The sequence below is a fragment of the Ruegeria sp. B32 genome (genome assembly GCF_025141855.1).
Classification (GTDB): Bacteria; Pseudomonadota; Alphaproteobacteria; order Rhodobacterales; family Rhodobacteraceae; genus Ruegeria; species Ruegeria arenilitoris.
The window spans coordinates 695,929-719,483 of record NZ_CP081106.1 but is presented as its reverse complement, the minus strand read 5'-3'; the positions used below and the strand labels follow the sequence as shown (position 1 = coordinate 719,483).

At 60.5% G+C, this 23,555-nt stretch carries 29 protein-coding genes; 12 read left to right on the top strand and 17 right to left on the bottom strand.

The annotated features are described in order from the left end of the window. Positions 1-22: 22 nt before the first annotated feature. Positions 23-541, bottom strand: a complete 519-nt coding sequence (locus K3752_RS03790; protein WP_260065067.1) for a YHS domain-containing (seleno)protein — start codon at positions 539-541, stop codon at positions 23-25. Between the two features lie 241 nt (positions 542-782). Between K3752_RS03790 and yghU the strand changes: the two genes are divergently transcribed. Beyond that, positions 783-1,661, top strand: a complete 879-nt coding sequence (yghU, locus tag K3752_RS03785) for a glutathione-dependent disulfide-bond oxidoreductase (protein ID WP_170581690.1) — start codon at positions 783-785, stop codon at positions 1,659-1,661. 52 nt (positions 1,662-1,713) lie between these two features. Here the strand turns inward: yghU and K3752_RS03780 are convergent, their stop codons facing one another. Continuing rightward, positions 1,714-2,502 (bottom strand): SseB family protein, encoded by a 789-nt coding sequence (locus tag K3752_RS03780; RefSeq protein ID WP_260065066.1) that lies wholly within the window; start codon positions 2,500-2,502, stop codon positions 1,714-1,716. After that, the gene (locus K3752_RS03775; protein WP_260065064.1) at positions 2,495-3,082 is read right to left on the bottom strand and encodes a uracil-DNA glycosylase family protein; all 588 of its coding nucleotides are present in this window, start codon (positions 3,080-3,082) and stop codon (positions 2,495-2,497) included. The genes K3752_RS03780 and K3752_RS03775 overlap by 8 nt, the downstream gene beginning before the upstream one ends. 234 nt (positions 3,083-3,316) lie before the next feature. On the opposite strand from K3752_RS03775, the gene K3752_RS03770 reads away from it, so the two are divergent. Genes K3752_RS03770 through K3752_RS03755 form a run of 4 tightly spaced genes read left to right on the top strand, consistent with a single transcriptional unit; the run spans position 3,317 to position 7,879 of the window. Then, a complete protein-coding gene (locus K3752_RS03770; protein ID WP_093964707.1) occupies positions 3,317-3,976 on the top strand; it encodes an ABC transporter ATP-binding protein in 660 nt (219 codons plus the stop codon). Beyond that, positions 3,954-5,528, top strand: coding sequence for a capsule biosynthesis protein (locus K3752_RS03765; protein WP_170340660.1), 1,575 nt, complete (start codon positions 3,954-3,956; stop codon positions 5,526-5,528). Before K3752_RS03770 ends, K3752_RS03765 begins: the two co-directional genes overlap by 23 nt. 5 nt (positions 5,529-5,533) lie before the next feature. Further along, positions 5,534-6,367, top strand: coding sequence for a 3-deoxy-8-phosphooctulonate synthase (kdsA, locus tag K3752_RS03760; RefSeq protein WP_170340066.1), 834 nt, complete (start codon positions 5,534-5,536; stop codon positions 6,365-6,367). Positions 6,368-6,382: 15 nt separating this feature from the next. Beyond that, positions 6,383-7,879, top strand: coding sequence for a phosphomannomutase/phosphoglucomutase (locus K3752_RS03755; protein ID WP_170357172.1), 1,497 nt, complete (start codon positions 6,383-6,385; stop codon positions 7,877-7,879). 30 nt (positions 7,880-7,909) lie between these two features. On the opposite strand, the gene K3752_RS03750 is transcribed toward K3752_RS03755, so the two are convergent. Next, positions 7,910-9,889: an AsmA family protein gene (locus tag K3752_RS03750; RefSeq protein ID WP_260065058.1), complete on the bottom strand. Its 1,980-nt coding sequence runs from the start codon at positions 9,887-9,889 to the stop codon at positions 7,910-7,912. Positions 9,890-9,987: 98 nt separating this feature from the next. On the opposite strand from K3752_RS03750, the gene rimO reads away from it, so the two are divergent. After that, entirely contained in the window at positions 9,988-11,379 is a 1,392-nt protein-coding gene (rimO, locus tag K3752_RS03745; RefSeq protein WP_170365509.1) for a 30S ribosomal protein S12 methylthiotransferase RimO, read from the top strand. A gap of 58 nt (positions 11,380-11,437) precedes the next feature. On the opposite strand, the gene K3752_RS03740 is transcribed toward rimO, so the two are convergent. Next, positions 11,438-11,626, bottom strand: a complete 189-nt coding sequence (locus K3752_RS03740; protein WP_244952318.1) for a hypothetical protein — start codon at positions 11,624-11,626, stop codon at positions 11,438-11,440. 229 nt (positions 11,627-11,855) lie between these two features. Here K3752_RS03740 and K3752_RS03735 point away from each other — a divergent pair, with 229 nt between their 5' ends. Then, positions 11,856-12,098 (top strand): CDGSH iron-sulfur domain-containing protein, encoded by a 243-nt coding sequence (locus K3752_RS03735; protein WP_260065055.1) that lies wholly within the window; start codon positions 11,856-11,858, stop codon positions 12,096-12,098. Positions 12,099-12,103: 5 nt separating this feature from the next. Here K3752_RS03735 and K3752_RS03730 read toward each other — a convergent pair whose 3' ends face one another. The 5 genes from K3752_RS03730 to K3752_RS03710 form a co-directional block, all read right to left on the bottom strand. Then, complete coding sequence (locus K3752_RS03730; RefSeq protein ID WP_254441572.1) at positions 12,104-12,295, bottom strand: DUF6455 family protein; 192 nt, start codon at positions 12,293-12,295, stop codon at positions 12,104-12,106. Between the two features lie 62 nt (positions 12,296-12,357). Beyond that, the gene (locus K3752_RS03725) at positions 12,358-12,582 is read right to left on the bottom strand and encodes a DUF6455 family protein (RefSeq protein ID WP_260066249.1); all 225 of its coding nucleotides are present in this window, start codon (positions 12,580-12,582) and stop codon (positions 12,358-12,360) included. 65 nt (positions 12,583-12,647) lie between these two features. Next, the gene (locus K3752_RS03720) at positions 12,648-12,899 is read right to left on the bottom strand and encodes a DUF6455 family protein (RefSeq protein ID WP_260065051.1); all 252 of its coding nucleotides are present in this window, start codon (positions 12,897-12,899) and stop codon (positions 12,648-12,650) included. A gap of 69 nt (positions 12,900-12,968) precedes the next feature. Beyond that, a complete protein-coding gene (locus K3752_RS03715) occupies positions 12,969-13,337 on the bottom strand; it encodes a YigZ family protein (protein ID WP_260065049.1) in 369 nt (122 codons plus the stop codon). Then, a complete protein-coding gene (locus K3752_RS03710; protein ID WP_260065047.1) occupies positions 13,334-14,032 on the bottom strand; it encodes a M48 family metalloprotease in 699 nt (232 codons plus the stop codon). Before K3752_RS03710 ends, K3752_RS03715 begins: the two co-directional genes overlap by 4 nt. 118 nt (positions 14,033-14,150) lie before the next feature. On the opposite strand from K3752_RS03710, the gene K3752_RS03705 reads away from it, so the two are divergent. Beyond that, positions 14,151-14,390 carry a hypothetical protein gene (locus tag K3752_RS03705; RefSeq protein WP_093964694.1) on the top strand — a complete coding sequence of 80 codons (240 nt, stop codon included), beginning with the start codon at positions 14,151-14,153 and terminating at the stop codon, positions 14,388-14,390. Here K3752_RS03705 and K3752_RS03700 read toward each other — a convergent pair. Continuing rightward, positions 14,387-14,662: a DUF167 domain-containing protein gene (locus tag K3752_RS03700; protein ID WP_170368003.1), complete on the bottom strand. Its 276-nt coding sequence runs from the start codon at positions 14,660-14,662 to the stop codon at positions 14,387-14,389. The two genes, K3752_RS03705 and K3752_RS03700, sit on opposite strands and share 4 nt — an antisense overlap. A 123-nt stretch (positions 14,663-14,785) precedes the next feature. On the opposite strand from K3752_RS03700, the gene K3752_RS03695 reads away from it, so the two are divergent. Both K3752_RS03695 and K3752_RS03690 read left to right on the top strand, forming a co-directional pair. After that, positions 14,786-15,364: a nitroreductase gene (locus K3752_RS03695; protein ID WP_170368001.1), complete on the top strand. Its 579-nt coding sequence runs from the start codon at positions 14,786-14,788 to the stop codon at positions 15,362-15,364. Then, positions 15,361-16,062, top strand: a complete 702-nt coding sequence (locus K3752_RS03690; RefSeq protein ID WP_260065044.1) for an EI24 domain-containing protein — start codon at positions 15,361-15,363, stop codon at positions 16,060-16,062. The genes K3752_RS03695 and K3752_RS03690 overlap by 4 nt, the downstream gene beginning before the upstream one ends. Here the strand turns inward: K3752_RS03690 and K3752_RS03685 are convergent, their stop codons facing one another. Next, entirely contained in the window at positions 16,063-16,338 is a 276-nt protein-coding gene (locus tag K3752_RS03685) for a DUF1467 family protein (RefSeq protein WP_093964691.1), read from the bottom strand. Positions 16,339-16,360: 22 nt separating this feature from the next. Then, complete coding sequence (gene mce / locus K3752_RS03680) at positions 16,361-16,765, bottom strand: methylmalonyl-CoA epimerase (RefSeq protein WP_093964690.1); 405 nt, start codon at positions 16,763-16,765, stop codon at positions 16,361-16,363. A gap of 134 nt (positions 16,766-16,899) precedes the next feature. Between mce and K3752_RS03675 the strand changes: the two genes are divergently transcribed. Next, positions 16,900-17,619, top strand: a complete 720-nt coding sequence (locus K3752_RS03675; protein WP_260065041.1) for a response regulator — start codon at positions 16,900-16,902, stop codon at positions 17,617-17,619. A gap of 263 nt (positions 17,620-17,882) precedes the next feature. Here the strand turns inward: K3752_RS03675 and aspS are convergent, their stop codons facing one another. Next, complete coding sequence (gene aspS / locus K3752_RS03670; RefSeq protein ID WP_170364775.1) at positions 17,883-19,658, bottom strand: aspartate--tRNA ligase; 1,776 nt, start codon at positions 19,656-19,658, stop codon at positions 17,883-17,885. A gap of 205 nt (positions 19,659-19,863) precedes the next feature. On the opposite strand from aspS, the gene K3752_RS03665 reads away from it, so the two are divergent. Then, complete coding sequence (locus K3752_RS03665) at positions 19,864-21,090, top strand: cyclopropane-fatty-acyl-phospholipid synthase family protein (protein WP_260065039.1); 1,227 nt, start codon at positions 19,864-19,866, stop codon at positions 21,088-21,090. Positions 21,091-21,095: 5 nt separating this feature from the next. On the opposite strand, the gene K3752_RS03660 is transcribed toward K3752_RS03665, so the two are convergent. From K3752_RS03660 to K3752_RS03650, 3 genes are read right to left on the bottom strand one after another with little or no spacing between them, the layout of a single operon-like run. Further along, positions 21,096-21,767, bottom strand: a complete 672-nt coding sequence (locus K3752_RS03660) for a CPBP family intramembrane glutamic endopeptidase (protein WP_170420286.1) — start codon at positions 21,765-21,767, stop codon at positions 21,096-21,098. After that, positions 21,764-22,411 carry an aminotransferase class IV family protein gene (locus tag K3752_RS03655; RefSeq protein ID WP_170420285.1) on the bottom strand — a complete coding sequence of 216 codons (648 nt, stop codon included), beginning with the start codon at positions 22,409-22,411 and terminating at the stop codon, positions 21,764-21,766. Before K3752_RS03655 ends, K3752_RS03660 begins: the two co-directional genes overlap by 4 nt. Beyond that, on the bottom strand, positions 22,366-23,499 hold the full coding sequence (locus tag K3752_RS03650; RefSeq protein ID WP_260065035.1) for an aminodeoxychorismate synthase component I: 1,134 nt from the start codon (positions 23,497-23,499) through the stop codon (positions 22,366-22,368). The genes K3752_RS03655 and K3752_RS03650 overlap by 46 nt, the downstream gene beginning before the upstream one ends. Between the last annotated feature and the right edge of the window lie 56 nt (positions 23,500-23,555).

Sequence of the window (23,555 nt, the reverse complement as noted above, 5' to 3'; positions counted from 1 at the left end):
CGGGCCTGAAACGCGCGTCACGTCAGTTCGCGATCGGGCCTTCGGACGTGAATTTCGGGATCACGTTGGTCGAGGCGTCATTGCCTTCGAGCCCCGGCCAGTTCCCCTCAGCCAGGTTGATGTTGCCCGGGACGTCTTCCTCCCAGAATCCGACCACGACATCGGTGATGTTCAGGTACAGCTTGTCGTCAACGATCCGCCAAAGGTTCGGGTTGCCGGGAACCTTGCCACCCTTGGACACGCCATAGGCGCAATGGCCATCAAATTGCGGCGCATAGAACGCGGGGTTTTCAAGGAACTTCGCGCGGTTTTCTTCGCTCGCGAAAGCCCAGTTCGCCCCGTTGTATTCCGCAGTGATGTCCGACCGTCCGCGCACGCCTTCGGGCTGGGATTGTCCGATCGGTGATTGAGCAAGCCCACGATAGGCCACCACATCATATCCGGACACGGCGAAGCCGGTCCCATCGACATATTGCGGGCCGGCAAAGGCGGGCACGGCCAACGCCATTGCAGCAGCAAAGGTCAGAGCAAATCTGTTCATGTTTCATGTCCTCGTGTCTTGACGGGTTGCAGGGCCAGAGTGGCTGTCTGCAGAGACAATAAGCAATCCCCTCCGTCGGCGAAGACCCGTTAACGCCGCTGTGACCATTGACGAGCAAACGTGAGCAGTCTTGCCGCAATTGTTACAGAACAGCCGCCACGTCGGGGGTTGGCGTTCTTGTTCTGCAACACTAACTCTTGTCGGGCCGGGCGCGGCTCGGCTCTGGGACGAAAGGCAGAAGATGAGCGACACCACCACATACACCCCACCAAAAGTCTGGACATGGGATAGTGAAAGCGGAGGGCGTTTCGCGAATATCAACCGCCCCATCGCAGGGGCGACCCATGACAAGGAATTGCCCGTCGGCAAACATCCCTTGCAGTTGTATTCGCTTGCAACGCCCAACGGGGTGAAAGTGACGGTCATGCTGGAAGAGCTTTTGGCCCTGGGTCACGCGGGCGCGGAATATGATGCATGGCTGATCAATATCGGTGACGGCGATCAGTTCGGCTCGGATTTTGTCGCGATCAACCCGAACTCGAAAATCCCCGCCCTCATGGACCGCTCGGGCGAAACGCCGATACGGGTGTTTGAAAGCGGCTCCATCCTTGTCCATCTGGCCGAAAAATTCGGTGCATTCCTGCCCGAAGCCGGTCCCGAGCGCACCGAAGTGATGAACTGGCTTTTCTGGCAGATGGGCAGCGCGCCTTACCTGGGTGGTGGGTTCGGGCATTTCTACGCTTATGCGCCGGAGAAATGGGAATACCCGATCAACCGCTTTGCGATGGAAACCAAACGCCAGCTGGATGTTCTGGACCGCGAGCTTGCCGACAAAACCTTTATCGCCGGCTCGGACTATTCGATCGCTGATATGGCAATCTGGCCGTGGTATGGGCAACTGGTTCTGGGTCGCTTGTACGACGCGGCCGAGTTCCTTGATGTGACGTCCTACAAGAACGTCATGCGATGGGCGCAAGAGATTGACGCGCGGCCAGCCGTGAAGCGGGGCCGCATGGTCAACCGCGCCTTCGGAGAGTTGCACACCCAACTGCGCGAACGGCATGATGCAAGCGACTTCGAAACCCGTACGCAGGACAAGCTGGAAACAGCTGCCGAATAAATCTGTTCATTTGGCGCGGGGAGCAAATCATCCCTGCGCCGAAACCTCGACTTCACTTCAAGATCGGGGGACTGTCCGGGTCGCTTCCGGGCGCTGGTCGGGACCCGGAGGCGCGCGCAGGCTCGGGGATATCAAATCGCAGGCCCACTTTCGCCAATGCTGCGGCAGCCGGATCGCTGGCCGCGAAAAAACCGATATCCAAGGCACCAGCCTCAATCCCCGAGAATGTCAGAGCTTCGGACACTGCCTTGGCCAAGGCCGTCTGGGCACCGGGTATCGCGTCAACGAAACCAAGAAGATGACCCTGCCCGCCGCCCTCGGCGCGAGTTCCGGCGAGATATGCGGCGGAGGCCAGACCTGAAGCTGTGGCCAGTTTGGTGTCCAGCGCCGTCAGCAAAATGTCTGGCAACCCCGCGGGCGGAAGGAACTCCGTCAGACGGGATTGCACTTCTTGCGGGGCATGGCTGAGGGTTTCCGCAAGCCAGGCCAACGCTTCGGCAGGGATGAGCATCGACGACGGCGCCACCTCGAGGTTCAGCCCCAACCCGATGCCCTGCCCTGCAAGCATCCCCGCCAGAACACGTCCGGACAGAGCGGCATAAGGGGCAGGACGGCCCGCAAACTGCGCCAGTCTGTCTTCGCGGTCAAAGGCCAGCACAAACCGACCATCTGCCACGTCAAACAGCTCGGGCGAGATGTTTTCGTCTCGCGCCTCTTCGGTCAGCAACAGAAACAGTTCGTTGTCCGCGAGCCGTTCGAAAAACCTCAGCCGCGCGGCATCGCTCTGAGGGTCGGCCTCCATCTGGGCATGCGCAATGTCCAGCGCGGTCGTGTCAGTCATCCATCACCTCTTTGACCCGGGCACGCAGCACCGGCAACAGGTCCGTTTCGAACCAGGGATTTTTCTTCAGCCATGCCGTATTGCGCCATGACGGATGAGGCAAGGCAAATACCCGCGGCGCATGCTGTTGCCAATTGCGCACCGTATCGGTCACCGAAGCTTGTGCGCCCAGATGGAATTTATGCGCGTGGCCACCGACAAGGATGGTCAACGGAACATCGCCAAGTTCACTCATCACCCTGTGATGCCAGGTCTTCCTGCAGATCGCCGGCGGCGGCAAGTCCGCCTTTCGCGCATCGTACCCCGGAAAACAAAACGCCATCGGAACGATCGAAACCCGCGCCTGATCGTAGAATTGCTCTTCCTCCAACCCCAGCCAATCCCGCAGCCGGTCGCCTGAGGGGTCGGTGAACGGTCGGCCGCTCTCATGGACCCGTGCCCCGGGAGCTTGCCCTGCGATCAGAATGCGCGCACCGGGGCAGAACCACACCACCGGGCGCGGCGGATGCGCGGTCGCAGTCGCAGCGAAGCGGTCGGCGCACAACCGGCACGATCTGATTTCTTCCGCAAGTGGCTTCACCTGATCTCCAGCCCTTTGGCGCTTGTTGCAATCCTAGGATGGATCATAGTCGTTCCCGCAAACCGATCCAGTTGTCGGCTCTGTGCGCCACAATTGTGGCCAGGCGTTTCGAACGCGCATTGAACATTTGTTTCATATTTCGACATAATGTGGCCAACATGGAGCGGTAGAACACCCGGCCGTCAGCCAGCCACCGGTGGCCGCACCCAAAGCAAAAACATGAGCAGGCCGTGAATGCTTGAGTTCGAGAATGTCAGCAAGTCCTTTTGGACCGGGACTCGCCGCAAGGTGATCCTGGACAGGGTCTCGTTCCGGGTCGAGCTGGGAAAATCACTTGGCGTTCTGGCCCCGAACGGCACCGGAAAAACCACGCTTATCAACATGATGGCCGGCCTCGAAAAGCCCGACGAAGGCGTGATCCGCCGAGAGTGTCGGGTGTCTTTTCCCATGGGCTTTGCCGGCGGCGTTTCCAAGAAGATGTCCGCGCTCGAGAATGCCCGTTACATCGCCAAGATTTATGGAATGGACCCCGACTATGTCGAGGCTTACTGCAGCTGGATGTGCGACTTGGGCGAGTATTTCAACCAACCCTTGGCGACATACTCAGCCGGCATGCGCGCCCGTTTCACCTTTTCGTTGATGCTCGCCCTGGATTTCGACATGTACCTGATCGACGAAGGTATGCCTGCCACCACCGATGTCGAATTCAACAAAAAAGCGGGTTCAATCCTGCAGGAACGCTTGCGAACCACGACTTTGGTGATTGTGTCACACAATCCCAAAACCCTCGAAAAATTCGCCCGCCAGGCCGCCGTGCTTGTGGATGGGCAGCTTCATATGTTTGACTCCTTGGAAGAGGCGACGCAGCTATATGACTACCAAACCCAAGGTTAAAAAATACGACCCGAACCATGCCTCGCAGGCCGAAGGCACGGTTGAGGCGCGTGCCGAGGCGATTTCGCGCATCAGAAAAGCAACTCAACCGGCCGAGGAAGCCCCGGCCGGAACTGAACTGGATGCCATCAAGAAAGAAGGGTTGACCGGTCGTCAGCTGCGCATAGCCCGACGCCTGGCGCAGAAACACGGTCTGGCTGCGACGTCGGACTACGATGCCGTGCGTCTGCTACGAAAAAAGGGGATCGATCCGTTTCCGCGCTCCAACCTTCTGGATTTTGCGGCGGGTTCTTCCGATACCGCGGATGCGGAAGACCAGCCAAAAGACAAGGTCACGATCCAGCTGCCGCAAACGGTGAAAGAAAAGCAACAGACCCTTCCCGGCCCCGAATGGAGCCCGGCACAGCGGCGCGAATTCGAAATCGGCCAGATTCAGAAGGATATCGCCCGTCGGCGCAGACGAAAGCTGTTTGGTCTGTTTGCCCGTCTATTCGCCTTTGTTCTGCTGCCCACGATTATTGTCGGCTATTACTTCTATCGCATAGCCACTCCGATGTACGCCAGCGAGTCCGCGTTTTCCATTCTACAGGCAGATGGTGGCGCTGGTGAGATCGGCGGGCTTTTGGCCGGGACGCAATACGCCACCACGCAGGACTCGGTCGCGACCCAGGAGTTCCTTGAATCCAAGGATGCGCTCAACCGTCTGGAACGGGACACTGGTTTTGCCGAGATTTTCAAGCAGGACTGGATAGATCCGATTCAAAGACTGCCTCAGGACGCCACGCTGGAAGAGGCGTTCAAACTGTACAAGCGAATGGTCACAATCGGCTATGATCCCAGCGACGGTATCATCCGGATGGAGGTTGCGGCACCCGACCCGGACACTGCCGTCGACCTGTCAAATCTGCTGATCTCCTACGCCGAAGAAAAGATCAACGGCCTCACCGAACTGAAGCGCGAAGATCAGATGCGGGACGCTCTGCAGTCCTTCGAGGACGCTCAGGAAGAACGTCGCAAAGCCCAGGAAGCGCTGATCGAACTGCAGTTGCAGGGTGCCGTTCTGGACCCCGAAAACGTGATTGCCGGGCTGCGCGCCCGCATCAACGAGATCGAGATACAGCTTCAAGACAAGGAGTTGGAACTGGCGGCGTTGCTGGACAACCTTAGGCCGAACAAAGCCAAGGTCGACGGCGTCCAAGCCGACATCAACCGGCTTGAGGCCGTGCTCGAAGAGCTCAATGCCGAGATGCTGGACGCCTCCGCCGGCGAAAACTCGCTGGCGCGGTTGAGCGTTCGGATCCAGATGGCACAGGCCGATCTGGCCGCACGGGACATGATGCTGCAATCGGCCATGCAGCAAATGGAAACCGCCCGGACCGAGGCCAACCGCAAGGTTCGATACCTCACCGTTTCCGTGAACCCGGTCGCCAGTCAGGAACCCACCTATCCGCGAAAGTTCGAAAATACGATTTTGGCTTTCCTGTTGTTTGCTGGTATCTACCTGATGATTTCGCTGACTACGTCAGTCCTTCGTGAACAGGTATCCTCGTAGAGCTCATGAAACATGTAAAAATAGCCAACGTCACCGTTGGCAACGACCTTCCGCTGACCATCATCGCGGGCCCTTGCCAGCTTGAAACGGCGGATCACGCACAGATGATCGCGGGAAGGATGAAAGAAGCCTGTGAAGCCGCGGGGGCACAGTATGTGTTCAAGGCCTCATATGACAAAGCCAACCGCACGTCCCTGTCCGGGAAACGCGGCATGGGGATCGAGGCCGGGCTGAAGGTGCTGGATGACATTCGCAAAACGATGGGTATTCCGGTCCTGACGGATGTCCATACCGAAGCGCAATGCGCCATCGCGGCCGAGGCGGTGGATATTCTGCAAATCCCGGCCTTCCTGTGCCGCCAAACGGACATGCTGCTGGCAGCCGGAGAAACAGGCAAGGCCGTCAACGTCAAGAAGGGTCAGTTCCTGGCCCCTTGGGAAATGCCGAACATCGTCGAAAAGATCGAAAGCACGGGCAACCACAACATCCTGCTGACCGAGCGCGGAACCTCGTTTGGCTACAATACGCTTGTCGCCGACATGCGATCCCTGCCGCAAATGGCGCAAACCGGGTATCCGGTTGTCATGGATGCAACCCATTCCGTTCAGCAGCCCGGTGGCCGAGGCGGCTCGTCCGGCGGACAACGGGAATTTGCGCCGGTAATGGCCCGCGCGGCCGTGGCCCTGGGCGTCGGTGCCGTGTTCATTGAAACGCACCAGGATCCGGACACGGCGCCGTCTGACGGGCCGAATATGATCCCGTTGGACCAAATGGGCCAACTGATTGACACATTGATGCGTTTCGATGCCCTGGCCAAGGCCAACCCAGTTCAGATTTAACGATCGAGATTTTCCATGACCAAACCAATCCCCGAGGTGACCCCGAACACCTGGAGCTTTCTGCGCGATGCGATGATCAAACCCACCGGGTTTCGTGAATACGATGCCCGCTGGAAATACCCGGACGAGATCAACCTGCCGGGGATGACGGCTCTTGGTCTTGGTTTGGGCACTCAGATGCACAAGCGTGGGATCGAGCCGGTGATCGCGGTCGGCAACGACTACCGCGACTATTCTCTGGCGATCAAGAATGCGTTGATTCTGGGCCTCATGCAGGCCGGCATCCAGGTCAAGGATATTGGCCCTGCGCTCAGCCCGATGGCGTATTTCGCCCAATTCCACCTGGATGTTCCTGCGGTCGCCATGGTGACGGCCAGCCACAACCCCAACGGCTGGACCGGGGTGAAGATGGGCTTTGACCGTCCTCTGACCCACGGCCCTGACGAAATGGCCGAGCTGCGCGACATTGTGCTTAACGGCGAAGGCGTGGCGCGCCCCGGCGGGTCCTATGAATTCGTGGACGGCGTGAAAGAGGCCTATATCGACGATCTGGTCGGTGATTTCAAAATGTCGCGCCCCCTCAAGGTGGTCTGCGCGACAGGGAACGGCACCGCATCTGCCTTTGCTCCCGAGATCTTTGAGCGGATCGGGGTTGAGGTCGTACCCAGCCACAACCGGTTGGATTACACCTTCCCCAACTACAACCCGAACCCCGAAGCGATGGAGATGTTGCACGACATGGCTGACGCCGTCAAAGCCAGCGGGGCGGACCTGGCGCTTGGGTTTGACGGAGACGGCGATCGCTGCGGTGTGGTCGATGACGAGGGCGAGGAGATCTTTGCCGACAAGGTCGGTGTCATCATGGCGCGTGATTTGGCCAAGCTGCATCCCGGCGCGACCTTCGTGGCCGACGTTAAATCGACCGGCCTGTTTGCAAGCGATCCCGAACTGCAGGCCCATGGCGTCAAGGCGGATTACTGGAAAACCGGCCACAGCCACATGAAACGGCGCGTGAAGGAAATCGGCGCGTTGGCCGGGTTCGAAAAGTCGGGCCATTACTTTCTGGCCGAGCCAATCGGGCGTGGATACGACTGCGGAATGCGGGTCGCGGTGGAAATCTGCAAACTGATGGACCGCAATCCGGGACAGAGCATGTCCGATCTGCGTCGCGCCCTGCCCAAGACATGGTCGACCCCGACCATGTCGCCCTATGCTGCCGATACCGAAAAATATGACATCCTCGCCCGGTTGGTGGACAAGCTCGTTGCCAAGGCCGAGGCGGGCGAAACATTGGCCGGTCGGCCGATCAAGGAAGTCGTGACCGTCAATGGTGCCCGCGTCATCCTCGACAATGGCAGTTGGGGCCTGGTCCGGGCGTCTTCGAACACGCCCAACCTGGTGGTGGTCTGCGAAAGCAGCGAGAGCGAAGATGAGATGCGGGCAATTTTCGCCGATATCGATGCCGTGATCCGCACCGAGCCGGGTGTGGGCGACTACGACCAGACGATCTGAGCAAATAAGGGGCGCTGCAGCGCCCCTTTCTCAATCCCGTCCGAGCAGTTTCAGCAAACTCTTCTTGGCCTCATCTTCAAGCTTCTGCTTCAGCGCGTCTTCGACCTGTTCGCTGTCGGAAATGGTTGTATTCAACTCCTCTCCCACCTTCTTCAGCGCCTTGTCCTTCGCGTCCTGCTCCAGTTCCTTGAGCTTCTCTTCCGTCGCAGCTTCGATCACCTTGCTCAGGTCGGGCTTGATCGACGGATCACTCCACGGCCCCTTGATCCGCACGGGCACGGCAATGCCATTACCCCCGTTCGCCCGCAGCGCAACCGGCGTGAACACATAGTCGATATCGCGCGCGCCCAGCCCGACGCGGCCCGCACCGTCGGCACGGAAATTGTCAAGCTGCATCAGAAGATCGTTGTTCGTCAGGTTGCCGTCCTGAATCGTGTAGGTGGCAGTCAGGCTGTTAAAGACGGTGGTTCCTCCACTGCCTTCGCCGCGAACCATCAGACGATCCAGATCAAACCCGGAGATCACCCCCTTGCCGACGTCCAGGCTGCCCTTGCCGCTGAGCGAGCGCATGATCTGCGCTTCGGTTTGCCCCACGCCCAGGAATTGTAATGTTCCGGACGCAATACCGGACAGCCGTTCTACACCGCCCAATGTGGTCAAAGCCTGCTTGAGGTCGATACCGGTGGCGGTCAGGTTGCCCCCGACCGACAGTCCGTTTCTGTTGTTGGCAACGACTTCTCCAGTCAGCTTTCCGGAAAACAGCGTGGCCGGTTCCATTTTCAGAACCGCACGCGACCGATCCAGACTAAGGCTCAGATCGCTGGGGCCAAAGGTCATATCCGGAATAGCGATCGAATTGGCTTTCAACCGGATCGTTCCATTTGCCAACGAAAGGGGTGACGCGTCGATCGGCGCCTGGGACCAGCCTTCGGACGCCTGTTTCCCTCCGCCCGTGCCGCCGCCGCTGCTGGGCGCGCTGCCGGCTGTTGCCTGCGTCAGGTCAAGGTCACCAGTACTCAGCCGCGCAGTAATCTTCGGTGGGCTCGCGATAACGATATCTGCGGCACCGTCAAAACTGTTCTGATCCAGAACGGCCCGCATATCCCGCAAGGAAATGCGCCCATCCTTGGTGTAGGTCATCTTGCCGGACACATCCGCGACCCGTCCAAGTCCCATGGGGACTGACACCCCACCCTGACCAAAAGCGGCCAGCATCGCGTCGGTGTTTGTGGTCCGGACATGAGTTTTGCCGTCCATTTCACCGGCCAGGTTGACGCGTCCGTCAAAGCTGATCTCTCCGCCCGGCGCTGTCAGGCCAAGAACCAATGGCGTCACCGCGCCACTGGAGAAGGCAGGTAAATCAGGAATTTCCAGATCAACCTCAACCGCGCCACCGGGCACCGGCATTGATGCGCTCATCTTCATCGGCGCAGTGACATCGGGCCAACTGGCCTTCAGATCGACCCCGGAAAAGTCCATCTGAGGGACACCGTTTTCCACATAAACCAGACGCGCGTTGCTGAGCTCCAATCGGTCCAGGGTCACGGTTCCGGTCTCGGCCGGTGCCGCAGAATTGGGTGCGGGCGCATCTGCATTGCCAGAGCCCCTGTTTGACGCTCCGGTTTGCGGCGCCGACATTTCCCAGTTGCCCCGCCCTTGTGACAGCTCCAGCCGCAAGACCGGATCTTCGGCCACGACGCGCCGGATACGCACATCCCCCGCCAACAGCGCTGAGGCATCCACGCCAACTGCCAGGCTTTGCGCGCTCAGCATCGGTTCTGAGCTGGCCCAAGGCGCGTTCCCAAACGTAACCGGCCCGGTTTCCATTCCCAGAACCGGCCAAAAGGACAGGCGGACATCACCGGACAACGTCAGTTCACGTCCGGTCTGCGCCTTGACCTGTTCGGCGAGGATTTTGCCCAGCTTGTCGCCGGGCATCAAAAGCAACGCCCCGATCACCAGCCCCGCGACCGCAACCAGAATGAATAGAATGCGTATCAGCCACTTCATGATTTGCTCTCTGCCTTGCCGGCTTTTTGCCTCAGCTTCGATGTTCCTCGCGTGCGAAGGATTTGCAAGGGGAAGATTTCCCCACTATATGCCGCGCAATGAGCACCAACCCGCCAAACCTACGCCCCGATCTGGCACCCGCAGCCCGGATCACCGACGCACCGCGCAGCGGCCAACCCACCATCGGAATGGTGTCCTTGGGGTGTCCCAAGGCACTGGTCGATAGCGAGCGCATCCTGACGCGCCTGCGCGCCGAAGGATACGGGATCTCGCCCGACTATTCAGGTGCGGATGCCGTGATCGTGAACACCTGCGGGTTTCTGGACAGCGCCAAGGCCGAAAGCCTCGAAGCAATCGGCGAGGCGCTGGTGGAAAATGGCAAGGTCATCGTGACCGGGTGCCTGGGCGCGGAACCTGACTACATCCGCGAACATCACCCCCGGATCCTGGCCGTGACCGGGCCGCACCAGTATGAACAGGTGCTGGATGCCGTTCACGCCGCCGTTCCGCCTGATCCCAATCCGTATGTGGATCTGTTGCCGGCTTCGGGCGTGAAGCTGACCCCGCGCCACTACAGCTATCTCAAGATATCCGAGGGCTGTAATCACAAGTGCAAGTTCTGCATCATCCCGGATATGCGCGGAAAACTGGCCAGCCGACCGGCCCACGCCGTTCTGCGCGAGGCTGAAAAACTGGTCGACAGCGGTGTGCGCGAATTGCTGGTGATCAGCCAGGACACCTCGGCCTTTGGCCTGGATCGAAAATACGACGTGAACCCCTGGAAAGACCGGGAGGTGCGCAGCCACATTACCGATCTGGCCCGTGAACTGGGCCAACTGGATGCGTGGATACGACTGCACTACGTCTACCCCTATCCACATGTGCGCGAGTTGATCCCGCTGATGGCGGATGCAGGCAGCAACCTTTTGCCCTACCTGGACATCCCGTTCCAGCACGCACATCCGGACGTTCTGAAACGAATGGCGCGCCCCGCTGCCGGCGCCAAGACACTGGACGAGATCGCCGCCTGGCGCGCGATATGCCCCGACATCACGCTGCGATCGACCTTCATTGTCGGCTACCCCGGCGAGACCGAGGCCGAGTTCCAGACCCTGCTGGATTGGATGGACGAGGCGCAGTTGGACCGCGTCGGGTGCTTCCAATACGAAAACGTTGAAGGGGCCCGGTCGAACGACTTGCCGGATCACGTCCCGGATGAGATCAAGCAAGAGCGCTGGGAGCGTTTCATGCAAAAGGCCCAGGCGATTTCCGAAGCGAAACTGGCGTCGAAAGTGGGCCAGAGGATCCAAGTGATCGTGGATGAGGTGGATGCCGAAGCCGCCACCTGCCGCACCAAGTCAGACGCGCCTGAGATCGATGGCAACCTGTTCATCGACGACGGTCATGAAAACCTGAAACCCGGCGACATCGTCCTTGTTCAGGTCGACGAGGCTGGTGAATACGATCTGTGGGGGAAGCTGGTGCGCTGAACCGCCATCCGGCGGAAGAAAGCAGACGGCCCCCAAATCGGGACCGTCTGCAAAAAGCTTACTGAGTGACCGGGTTACACACGGTCTGGCCGGCCTCGGTGGTGGCCAGTTCATAGCCTGCCGAACAGCTGGGCGAGCCATATTTGTCATAGCTTGGCTGAACGTAAACCGGGGTGGGCTCTTCCTGCTGCGAGCAAGCAGTCAGGATCAAAACAAAGGCGCCGGCGGCAGCGAATTTCAGTTTCATGTCCATCAATCCTTTAATACTTTTCTGATATTGCCCAACTTTTCGGGGCCAGGTTAAGGATACGGGCAGTTCGGCTTTCTGGCAACAGATACGGTCACATCCGTGTGATCAGAGGCGAATCCACGCTTGCTCCGCGACGTGCCACCGCCGGACCGGGACGCGCGAACTACACATTTCTCTGCGTTGGGCTAAGCTCTCGGGTGTCCCTTTCAACAGCCGGAGCGCCAGAATGCCAAAAGGATCTCAAATCGCCCAGAAGTCGCCCTACCCCATCGAAGTGACTGAAGGCAAAAGCTACTTCTGGTGCGCTTGCGGACGCTCCAAACGTCAGCCATTCTGCGACGGTTCGCACAAGGAAACTGGGATCGAGCCGGTAAAATATGTAGCAGAATCAAGCAAGAAGGTCTTCTTCTGCGGATGCAAGCATACCGCTAATCCGCCGCTGTGCGACGGAAGCCATTCCAAGCTTTAGGCCAATCAGGTCAGCGCATTCAAAGCTTTGGCATTGGCGCAAAAATCCGGGGCAGCGGTCGCCCGGCTTTGTTGGCACGCAAGCCAGACAGCACATCTTTCGCTGCAGTCAGCGGCTCGACAACGGGTAACCATTTCGCTGTATCCCTGCGCGGTCAGCCGCCCTTCGGCGATGGCTTCGGACAGCGAGATTTCCATGCAGCGCGCAACCGACCGCGTTAGCCAGAAGTGTTTTTCTATGTCTCCGAGTCGCACATGTTTCATTGTTTTTCCTGATTCTGCAGCGTCTTAAGTTTGGCGAATCGGTTCCTGTTCGGACATGTCTCCGGGGCCTCAACCCTGTCACCTCGGTGCGTCTGCCAGTCGCTGCAGTCGCTAGCCCACTCGCAGCCCCGGCACCGTCCCACCATGCGCGCCCATTCGTCGGGACTGAGCCGACCCGTGCGATGGGCATTTACAAGGTCAACGCCGGTCGCCTGCCCCATCCGCAGAACAAGGCGTACATGCTTCATGGTCTGGCCAAGGACGTTCATGGTTCTGCCCTTCCGCGCTAGGGTGCAAGTCTGGCCAGCAACTCCTGGTTTCGGCAATACTCCGGTGGCCGTCCGTCGCTGTTTTGAAGCGCCAACGTGCGGTCGCAGTGATCGGGGTTTGTACAGCCTGTACAGCGCAGCACCGCGTCGGTGATTTCGTCGATGGAAACCGAACCGCCGATTGCAGCCTCCTGCAGGTCAACGCCCAGTTTCAGGGCCATTCGATCCACCAAAGCGGCGTGGCGGCGCAGTTCTTCGCGTCTGGACATCCGAGTTCCTTTCGCTGTCTCGCTGAAAAGAACACTAGCGCCATAACCCCACGGTGCCCTTGATTCAGGTCAAGAGACGACCCCCAGGTCGTCCAGGTAGGCCCGTGTGGCGTCCTGGACCCGCCTGAAACGATCTCCGCCCAGCTTTTTGCCGCCATACCATCGGGTCACAATGACCACGTGATCCTGCACACCGGCGCGTTCCAACATGCGCAATATGACCATCCCCGCACCAGTTTCGCCATCATCGGCCTTGAGAGCGCCGGTCGGCAAAATCGCGGCCCACGTGTTATGGGTCGCCTTGGCATATGCCTTGTCCGATTTAAGGTCGCGCAACACCGCATCGACCTCATTCCGCGACCTGACGGGCGCACCGCTCACCGCGTATTTCGAGCCTCGGTCCGTCAGAACGACCCCCATCCGCTGGATCTGGGTCATTGGGTCAGGCCGAGCTGGGCGGCTGTTTTCAGAACAACTTCGATGCGCTTGGCATTGGGCGGATGAGACGCCAGAAAGCGGTCACCCGGATCGGGAATCCGGCTGAAATAGGCCATGCCGACCAGCGGGTTGTACCCGGCCGAGTAGGTGATCAAAGTTCCCATCCTGTCCGCTTCCAGCTCGAATTCTTTCGTATAGCTCTGAACTCCGACCTCGGCACCCAGCTTCTGGGCACGTTCAATTCCGGCCGCGTCCTCGCCTTGCGCCTCAGCCAGTTCTCCAAAAATTCGAGCCCCTTCCTTGGCGTTTTTTACCTGCCGGGCGATGTGGCCCAGGATGTGATGCGCCGCCTCGTGCCCCATCACAAACGCCATCTCGTCAGCGTTCTGCGTCGACTTGACCATTTCCTGCGTGAAAATGATGAACGGGCGCCCATCCTTGTCCAACGTCTGGAACGCATTTGGCTCGGCAAACGGATCCGTGTCGATCAGAATGCCGAAATCACATTTCTGCCACCGTGTCTCGCGCTGACAGACTTTTTGCGCGGCTGCCCCGACCGACCTGCTGACCTGCTGAAACGTCAGTGCCGAGTCGCGCAGTTCGGGCGAGGACGGTGACCAATCATCAACCGCAATGAACCCGCCTGCAGTGCACGCGGAAACAACCAAGACCAGCAAAAACCTGAGGCGGTGCATTCCGGATCCTTTCTGTTCGTGCCGGCAGGAAAGCTTAGCGCGATGTGGCCCCCCTGACCACAGCCCGAAACCCAATCAGCGGGTTGCATTGCGATCGCAGGCTGGGCAGTCTGGGCACATGTTTTCGATTGAGCATGAATTCGACTCGACAGTCATTACCCTAGTGGACGAAGGCCCGGAGCCTTTGCAAGAAGACGTGGTGATCAACAGTTTCGCCGAGTGCGTAACGATCGAGCAGTTGGACCCCCGAACGGACCAGATGCAGAAAATCACCCTTTCGCCCGAACAGGTGCGCGATCTTGCCGCCGCTCTGGATCTGCCCGAAGGGGTGTATCAAATCAGGGAGACACCGGCCTAGGGATCGTAGACAAAGACCTTGTCGCGCCCTGTATGGCCTTTTTTCAGCGTCAAAGCCGACGGTGAGGCACCCATGGCCCGAGCCAGCAGCTTGACCACGGCTTGGTTCGCCTTTCCATCCTCGGGCACGGCGGTGACAGCGATGTGCACTGTCGCCCCGTCGAAAGAAATCCGGTCCTGCGCAGCTTTGGGAGTCACCCGCACGGGAATCGATTGCCCGGGTCGCGCCAGATGCGCAAGGTCCGGCAGGTTTCGCAGTTTCGGTTTTGCCATCACATTCTCTTCCGTATTTGGAAGGTGCAGGGTGGCACAATATCCAACAGTTTTGCATCTTGCCCTTGAAACCGGCTCGTCTCTGCCCGAGATACGACAGGACCATGTAAAGGAAGTTAACATATGACGCTGAAAAACCCGGCTGCGTTCGAGTTCCTGCAGTCGCGCAGGTCGCGGCCCGCCAAGACGTTGATGGCCCCGGCGCCGACCCGCGACGAGTTGATCCCGTTGCTGACCGCAGCCGCTCGCAGCCCCGACCATGGCAAGTTGGAACCTTGGCGGTTCATCGTCATCGAAAAAGGCGCAATGCCGCGATTGGCCGATCTGACCGAGGAGCGAGGCGTTGCGCTGGGAAAAAGCCCCGAAGATATCGCCAAGGCCCGCAATCAGTTCGTTATGGGGCATCTCGCTGTTGCCGTCATCGAAGTGCAGAAGCCATCGCCGAAAATTCCTGAAATCGAACAAACCTACTCGGCCGGGGCGGTCTGCCTTGCACTGCTCAACGCAGCCCTTGCAGCGGGTTGGGGTGCCAATTGGCTTTCAGGTTGGCAGTCGCACGACCGCGAATTCTGCGAACGCGGTTTGGGCCTGGCCGACAATGAACGCATTGCCGGACTGATTCACATCGCAACCGAAGGGGCCACGCCGCCCGAACGGCCTCGCCCGGACGTAGCCGCGATCACTGAGTGGGTGACGGAATGATTATCCTCAATGCGTTCTTCGCTGCCTTGGGGCAGCTCGGCGATGCCCGTTTCCGATCGGTGCTACTGCGCGGTGTCGGCCTGACGATTGTGCTGCTTGTAGTTGCCTGTGTGCTGGCGATTTGGGGCATCAACGCCCTTTCTGGTCAGGAGATCTCGCTGCCATTTGTCGGCGACGTCCCGTGGCTGAACGACGTTCTGAACTATTCAGGGATCTTTCTGGTTCTGATCCTGCCGGTGTTTCTGATGGTGCCGGTGGCCTCAGCCATCACATCGATGTTTCTGGATGAGGTCGCACAGGCCGTTGAAGACCGGCATTACCCGAACCTACCCCCTGTTCCGTCCGTCCCGATCTGGGATGCGCTGTTGGACTCGGTGGGATTCTTGGGCGTTTTGATTGTGGCCAACGTATTGGCTTTGGTCCTTTACGCGCTGTTCACACCCCTCGCTCCGTTCATTTTTTGGGGGATGAACGGGTTTTTGCTGGGTCGAGAATATTTCACGCTGGCGGCCATGCGCCGGATCGGGCGCGACGGTGCGCGGGCGTTGCGAGCACGCCATGCCGGGACGATCTGGGTCGCCGGAACCTTGATGGCCATCCCCCTTTCGGTCCCGCTGGTGAATCTTTTCATTCCGATCATCGGAGCCGCAACGTTCACGCATATCTATCATGGACTGTCGCGACAGGCTGAGCGCTGATCACTCGCGCGGTTCCATCTGGTTCAACCAGTCAAAATCACGAACTGAGATTACGCCAGAAACAATGATCCCTGCGATCACCGCCCACAACACGATGGAAATACCGGTGGTGATCCAGATCTTTTTCTTCATGTGGTGAACTTCCGGAGCACCCGCATGGGTCCCCGGCACTATGTCGCCCAGATCGCCTTGCGTTTTGATGCGGACCGGCAGCACGACCAACAAGGTCATGAACCAGATCACGGCGAACAATACCAGCGCAGCAGTGATTGTCATTTCGGCGCCTCCTCAGCCCGGCTCAGACTTGCTCCAGCTCCACAAGGCACCCGTTGAAGTCCTTGGGGTGCAGAAACAGCACGGGCTTGCCGTGCGCGCCGATTTTGGGTTCTCCGGTTCCCAGAACGCGGGCACCGGTCGCCTTCAGGTGATCCCGTGCGGCGATGATGTCTTCGACCTCATAACAGACATGGTGGATGCCACCCGCCGGGTTCTTTTCCAGGAAGCCGTTGATCGGGCTGTCGTCGCCCAGCGGGTACAGTAGCTCGATCTTGGTATTGGGCAGTTCGATGAAGACAACCGTAACGCCATGGTCCGGTTCATCCTGAGGTTCACCAACCTTGGCGCCCAGCGCGTTGCGGTATTGGGCGGATGCGGCCTCGAGGTCGGGCACGGCGATGGCGACATGGTTTAGGCGGCCAATCATGGCGGTCTCCTCTGTTCTGCGTTGCAGCGTTTATGGGGGCTGCCCTGTCAAAGGGCAAGTGCGCCAAAACGCGCGTTAACCCTGTGTTAGCCAGGAGTTCCTAGCGTGAGGCATCTGCTGAAAGGAGTTCTGCCATGGACGATTCGGTGCCGTTCGCCCCATCCGCCGTCGCCCCCAGCGCCACCCGGCCTTTGCTGGGTCAGACCATTCTGGTTGTCGAGGACAGTCGTTATGCCTGCGATGCGATGCGACTGATGTGCCTGCACAGCGGCGCCCGCATTCGCCGGGCCGATTGCTTGAGGTCGGCGCGCAGGCACCTTCAGATCTTTCGCCCGTCGGTGATCGTGGTTGACATGGGCCTGCCGGACGGCTCTGGCGCAGACCTGATCGCGGAACTGAACGCGGTTTCCCCACGTATCAGCGTCATCCTTGGTATGTCCGGCGACGACTGCGCCGAAACGCTTGCCTTGCAAGCCGGAGCCGATGGTTTTCTGGCGAAACCGTTGAATTCGCTGATCAGCTTCCAAAGGGCCATCCTGGAGAACCTCCCCGAAGACCGCCGTCCGGGTTCGCTCCAATCCGTCAAAGACGAACAGATCTGCCCCGATCCGCTGGCTTATCAGGATGACATGGCGCATATCGCAGATGTTCTGACCGGGCCTGCGGATTCACGCACGCTGGACTATGCCGCGCAATTCCTGCGCGGTGTTGCCCGAGATGCCGAGGATACGGTTCTGGAACAAGCAGCTCGTGACCTCGCATCCTCGCGCGCCAAGGGCGCTCCGGTAACAGCTTTGGCTGCGCGCGTTGCCGGTCTTGTCCAAAGCCGTCTTGAAAGACGAAAGGCGATCTGAATGACACTGGCCTATTTCGTGACAACAGCCATGCTCTGCGCTTGGTGGTATTGGCACACCCGCAGATCCGCACGGACCATTCGCGCCAACCGCGAAAAACAGCCGAACTGGCTGGACTGATTTCAAGTTCAAGGGATTTTAGCCACTTGGAAAACGCGGGCACCGATAAGCACTGAAGTGCTTGACGGAACGATCGTTTCGCGCGGTCGCCGTAGTTTCGACCGCACCCAAAGGTTTTTCACACTCTGGGTACGGTCCTTGGCTCATTCCTGAGGGATGACCCGCAGGCCCAGTTCCATCAGCTGATCCGAAGTCGGGTCCGACGGCGCTTGCATCATCAGATCTTCGGCGCGCTGGTTCATCGGGAACATCATGACCTCGCGGATGTTGGCCTCGTCCGCAAGCAGCATGACGATCCGGTCGATACCGGCGGCGCAACCCCCGTGCGGCGGAGCTCCATAGTGGAACGCGTTGAACAGCGCGCCAAAGCGACTTTTGACCTCGTCCTCGCCGTAGCCGGCAAGTTCGAACGCCTTGAGCATGATCTCGGGCTTGTGGTTCCGGATCGCGCCCGACACCAGCTCGTAACCGTTGCAAGCCAGGTCGTACTGATAGCCCTTGACCTCAAGCGGGTCGCCCTGCAGCGCCTCCATGCCACCCTGCGGCATCGAGAACGGGTTGTGTTCGAAATCGATCTCGCCGGTTTCCTCGTCCTTCTCGTAGATCGGGAAATCCACGATCCAGGCAAAGGCGAACCGGTCCTTGTCGGTCAGGCCCAGCTCCTCGCCGATAACATCGCGCGCCTTGCCGGCGACTTTTTCAAAGGCTTTGGGCTTACCACCCAAGAAGAACGCCGCGTCACCGACCCCAAGGCCCAGCTGCTGGCGAATTGCCTCGGTGCGTTCGGGGCCGATGTTCTTGGCCAACGGGCCGGCCGCTTCCATCCCCTCACCCTGATCGCGCCAGAAGATATAGCCCATGCCGGGCAGACCTTCTTTCTGGGCAAAGGCGTTCATGCGGTCGCAGAACTTGCGGCTGCCGCCACCCGGCGCGGGGATCGCGCGGATCTCGGTGCCTTCCTGTTCCAGCAGCTTGGCGAAGATCGCGAAACCGGACCCGCGGAAGTGTTCAGACACCACCTGCATCTTGATCGGGTTGCGCAGATCGGGCTTGTCGGTGCCATACCACAGCGCCGCGTCTTTGTAGGAAATCTGCGGCCATTCCTGATCAACCTTCCGGCCACCGCCGAATTCTTCGAAGATTCCCGTCAGAACTGGCTGGATCGTGTCGAACACGTCCTGCTGGGTTACGAAGGACATCTCGAGGTCGAGCTGGTAGAAATCCGTGGGCGATCGGTCGGCGCGCGGGTCCTCGTCACGGAAGCAGGGCGCGATCTGGAAATACTTGTCGAAGCCCGACACCATGATCAGCTGCTTGAACTGCTGCGGCGCCTGCGGCAACGCATAGAACTTGCCCGGATGCAGGCGCGAGGGCACCAGGAAGTCGCGCGCGCCCTCAGGGCTGGAGGCGGTGATGATCGGCGTCTGATATTCGCGGAAGCCCTGATCCCACATGCGGCGGCGCATGCTTGCCACCACGTCCGAGCGCAGCGCCATATTGCGCTGCATCGCCTCGCGGCGCAGGTCCAGGTAGCGATAGCGCAGGCGGGTTTCCTCGGGGTATTCCTGATCGCCGAACACCATCAGCGGCAGCTCCTCGGCCGCGCCCAGCACTTCCAGTTCGCGGACATAGACCTCGATCTCGCCGGTGGGAAGCTTGGGGTTCACCAACTCGGGATCGCGCGCCTTGACCGTGCCGTCGATGCGGATGCACCATTCCGAGCGCACTTTCTCCAACGCGCTGAACGCAGCACTGTCGCCGTCGCACAGAACCTGGGTCACGCCATAGTGGTCGCGCAGGTCGATGAACAGCACGCCGCCGTGATCTCGCACCCGATGAACCCAACCCGACAGGCGGACGGTTTCACCGACATTGGCGGCGGTCAGATCGGCGCAGGTGTGGCTGCGATAGGCGTGCATGGATGATATCCCTTCGGGCGCTGAATTCGTCGCGCCGATACACCGCGATCGGGTCGGGAAGTCAAGGGTTGGAGCACGATGCGCCTCCATCGGAGCCCGGAATGCAGACAAATTCGAAAAAATCGCTATCTTTTGGACAGGTGAACTCGAATAGTTTTCCCGGCACGCGGGAGCCAGGCCCCTTGAGCAAGGAGATGTTCGGCCGATGTGGCAAGCTGTTTTGGATCGCGTATTGCGGGGTTTCATCACCCGCGGAACTCTGCGGATCACCTATCCTGACGGGGCGGCGCGCACCTATGGCGACGCCACGCAGCCCGAGGCGCATATCACCCTGCATGACCCCGCATTGATGGCGCGCTTGGTGCGCAATCCCGAGATGGCTTTTGGTGAGGGCTACATGAACGGCACCCTGACCGTCGATGAGGGGGGCCTGGACAGTGCCATGCGGATCGCGATTCGATGCGCGGCCAGCGGGTCATTGCCCCTGCTGCAGCAGATCCAGGACTGGGCCGGGTATCTGCTGAGACCGATCCTGCAACGCAACTCGGTCCGCTCGGCGCGGCGCAATGTTGCGCATCACTATGACCTGTCCGACGACTTCTACCGGCTGATGCTGGACCCCGACATGCAGTACAGCTGCGCCTATTTCCAGCAGCCCTGGATGACTTTGGAACAGGCGCAAGCCGCCAAAAAGGCGCATATCGCGCGCAAGCTGTGCCTGGAACCCGGAATGCGCGTGCTGGACATCGGCTGCGGCTGGGGCGGTCTGGCCCTGACGCTGGCGCGTGACCACGGCGTGAAGGTGACCGGGCTGACCCTGTCGCAGAACCAGCACCGCACCGCGACCGCGCGGGTGCAGCAGGCCGGGCTGACCGACCGCATCGAAATTCGGCTGATGGACTACCGGCAGATGCAGGATCAGTTCGACCGGATCGTCTCGGTCGGGATGCTGGAGCATGTGGGCGCGCCACAGCTGCGCACCTATTTCGACCGGGTCGCAGCCCTGTTGAAGCCCGACGGCGTGGCGTTGATCCATTCCATCGGCCGCAACGGGCCGCCCACCGGCCAGTCGCCCTGGCTGAACAAGTACATCTTCCCGGGCGGCTATGTCCCGTCGCTCGAAGAAATCGTCAAACCCGTGGCGCGCACCGGCTTGTGGTTTCTGGATGTCGAAAGCCTGCGGCTGCATTATGCCCTGACGCTGCGCGCCTGGCGCGACCGGTTCGAGAGCAATCTGGATCAGGTGCGCGCGATGTATGACGACCGATTCATCCGCATGTGGCGGTTCTATCTGACCGCCTGCATCCTAGTGTTCGAAGAGCGCGACCAGACCGTGTTCCAACTGCAGCTGGGCCATCGCCGCGACGCGGTGCCGTTGACGCGGGACTATCTGTATCAGCCCGATCAGGACATGCGCGATGCCGCCGAGTAGAGCCGTTAGAACGGGCGCTGCACGTTGCCGGAATAGAAGAACACGCCAAGCCCGGCGGCGAAGATGATGTTGCCCGCAATCGCGTGCAGCAGCACCGCATAGAAGAACGACCCACGCTTGCGGTAGGCCCAAGAAAACAGCAGCCCGCCCGCGAATGTCATCACGGTGACGATCCAGCTCCAATACATCAGGTGGGCAAAGGCGAACAGCCCGGCGTTCAGCAACGGCAAGGCCGCGCCGTTAGGCAGGATCGCGTGATAGCGGCGATAGAACAGTGTGCGGAACAGCAGCTCTTGCGGCAGCGCCGACAGCAGCGGATAGCCCAGCCAGATCACGGCCAGAAATTCGGGCCGGTTCAGAAGCAGAAAAAGGGCCGCATCGGGGCGCGTAGCCATCACCAGGGCCGAACAAATTGCCGCCATTGCCAGAGAGAACCCGATCACCTCGACCCAGCGCCAGTTGCGCCAGCCATAGCGCAGCTCGGCCCAGGAAAAGCCCGGGGTGCGGTGCAGCAGGGCGATCCCGACAGCGGTGAAGAAGAACAGGGCCGGAAACATCCAGTCGGGTGGAAACAGAACCGCGATCAGCAAGGGGACCGCGACATAGAACGCCACGAATTCAGCCTTCAGGCGCAGGTTCGATACCTGCAATCCACGCGCAGAGCTGCGGTCGCTCATGGCAGCCTCACCTCGGCCGGGATCAAACCGCGCAAGGAATTGCCCATCCAGACCCGGTGCGCGGCTGCCAGGTCATGCAGGGTCAAGACTGCCTCGGCCGCGCGTCCGGTTTCGAGCAACTCCTCACGCAGGATGCCCGGCAGCAGGCCCGCGGCAACCGGAGGTGTCAGAAGGCGCCCGTCTTCAGTTTCGACGAACAGGTTGGTGATGGTGCCCTCGCACAGTTCATCCCGTTCGTTCAGGAACAACAGCTCGTCCACGCCGTCGGGCAATTCCGCCCGCGCCTGATTATAGATCGCGCGGCGGGTGGTCTTGTGGCGCAGCCAGAAATCCGAGGACGTCAACCGCGGCGTGGCGATGCCCACCGACCAGCCCGGCGGGTTGTCTGCCAGAGGCCCCGTGGTGACCTCGGGCTTGCCGGTCACGTCCAGAGTCAACCGGCACCGCAGCGGGTCCGCGCCGGACAGGCCGGCCACCACCTCGCCCACGCGCTGCAGGTCGAACTGAACACCCAGCCAGTCCGCTGTCCGCGCCATGCGCCGCAGGTGGCGCTCCAGCCGCACGACCCCCTGCCCGGGCCGAAACGCAAAGGTTTCGATCAGGCGGAAATCAGGCTCAGTTGGTGCGCGAACCGGGCTTTCCATAGCGCTTCCTCATATTCCGACGCGGCGGTGCTGTCCCAGACGACACCTCCGCCGACGTTCAACGTGGCCTGATTGCCCTCGACCATCAAGGTGCGGATCGCGACGTTGAACTCCGACCGCCCGTCCGGGGCGGCCCAGCCGATGGTGCCGCAGTAGATGTCGCGCGGCCAGGGCTCTAGATCCGACAGAATCTCCATCGCACGGATCTTGGGCGCCCCGGTAATCGATCCACAGGGAAACAGCGCCGTCAGGATGTCGGACAGTCCCGCCCCCACCTGCAGCCGCGCCTGCACCAACGACACCATCTGATGCACGGTGGCGTAGGTCTCGACCTTGAACAGCTCGGGCACCTGAACGGTTCCCGGCAGCGCCACGCGACTGATGTCATTGCGCAGCAGGTCCACGATCATCAGGTTCTCGGCCCGGTTCTTTTCATCCGAGGACAGGAAATCCCGCCGCCGCGCGTCCTCGGCCAGATCGGCGCTGCGCGGCTGGGTACCCTTCATCGGTCGGGTCTCGATCATCCCGCCGGCATCGGTGCGGAAGAACAGCTCGGGCGAACGGCTGAGCAAGTCGGGCAGCCCGTCCTGCTGCACCAGCGCGCCATGGCCGACCGGCTGCCCGGCGGTCAGCGCGGCATAGAGCGCGGCGCTGTCGCCCTCGGTTTCCAGGTCGATGGGAAAGGTCAGGTTGGCCTGATAGATGTCCCCGGCCCCGATCGCATCATGCACGGCGCGGAAGGCTTCGGCATAGCGCGCCTCGCTCCAACGCGGCTGGAACGCAGTCAGCCCGGCCGCTCCGAACGGCAGGTCCTGCACGCTCGGGCCGTCGAACACCCCAAAGCACAATAGCGGCAATCGACGGGTCGCGGGCAGCCTTGCGGCCAGCTTGGGCTCAAGCGCATAGCCAAGCTCGTAGCTGGCATATCCGGCCAGCCAGCCGCCCTGCGCGCGCGCGTCATCCAGCGCCGCCAATGCCTGGGGCACCTGCTCCGCCCGGTCGGCGCGGATCACCTGGGCGGGCCGGTCGAAACCGGTGCCCGGACCGGCGGGTCCCTGATCGAAACGAATGCGCAATTGCTTCCTCATCTGCCGTTCAGCGGCATATAGAGAATACGGTGCCAAGGGAAAGGGGGGAAAGCGGC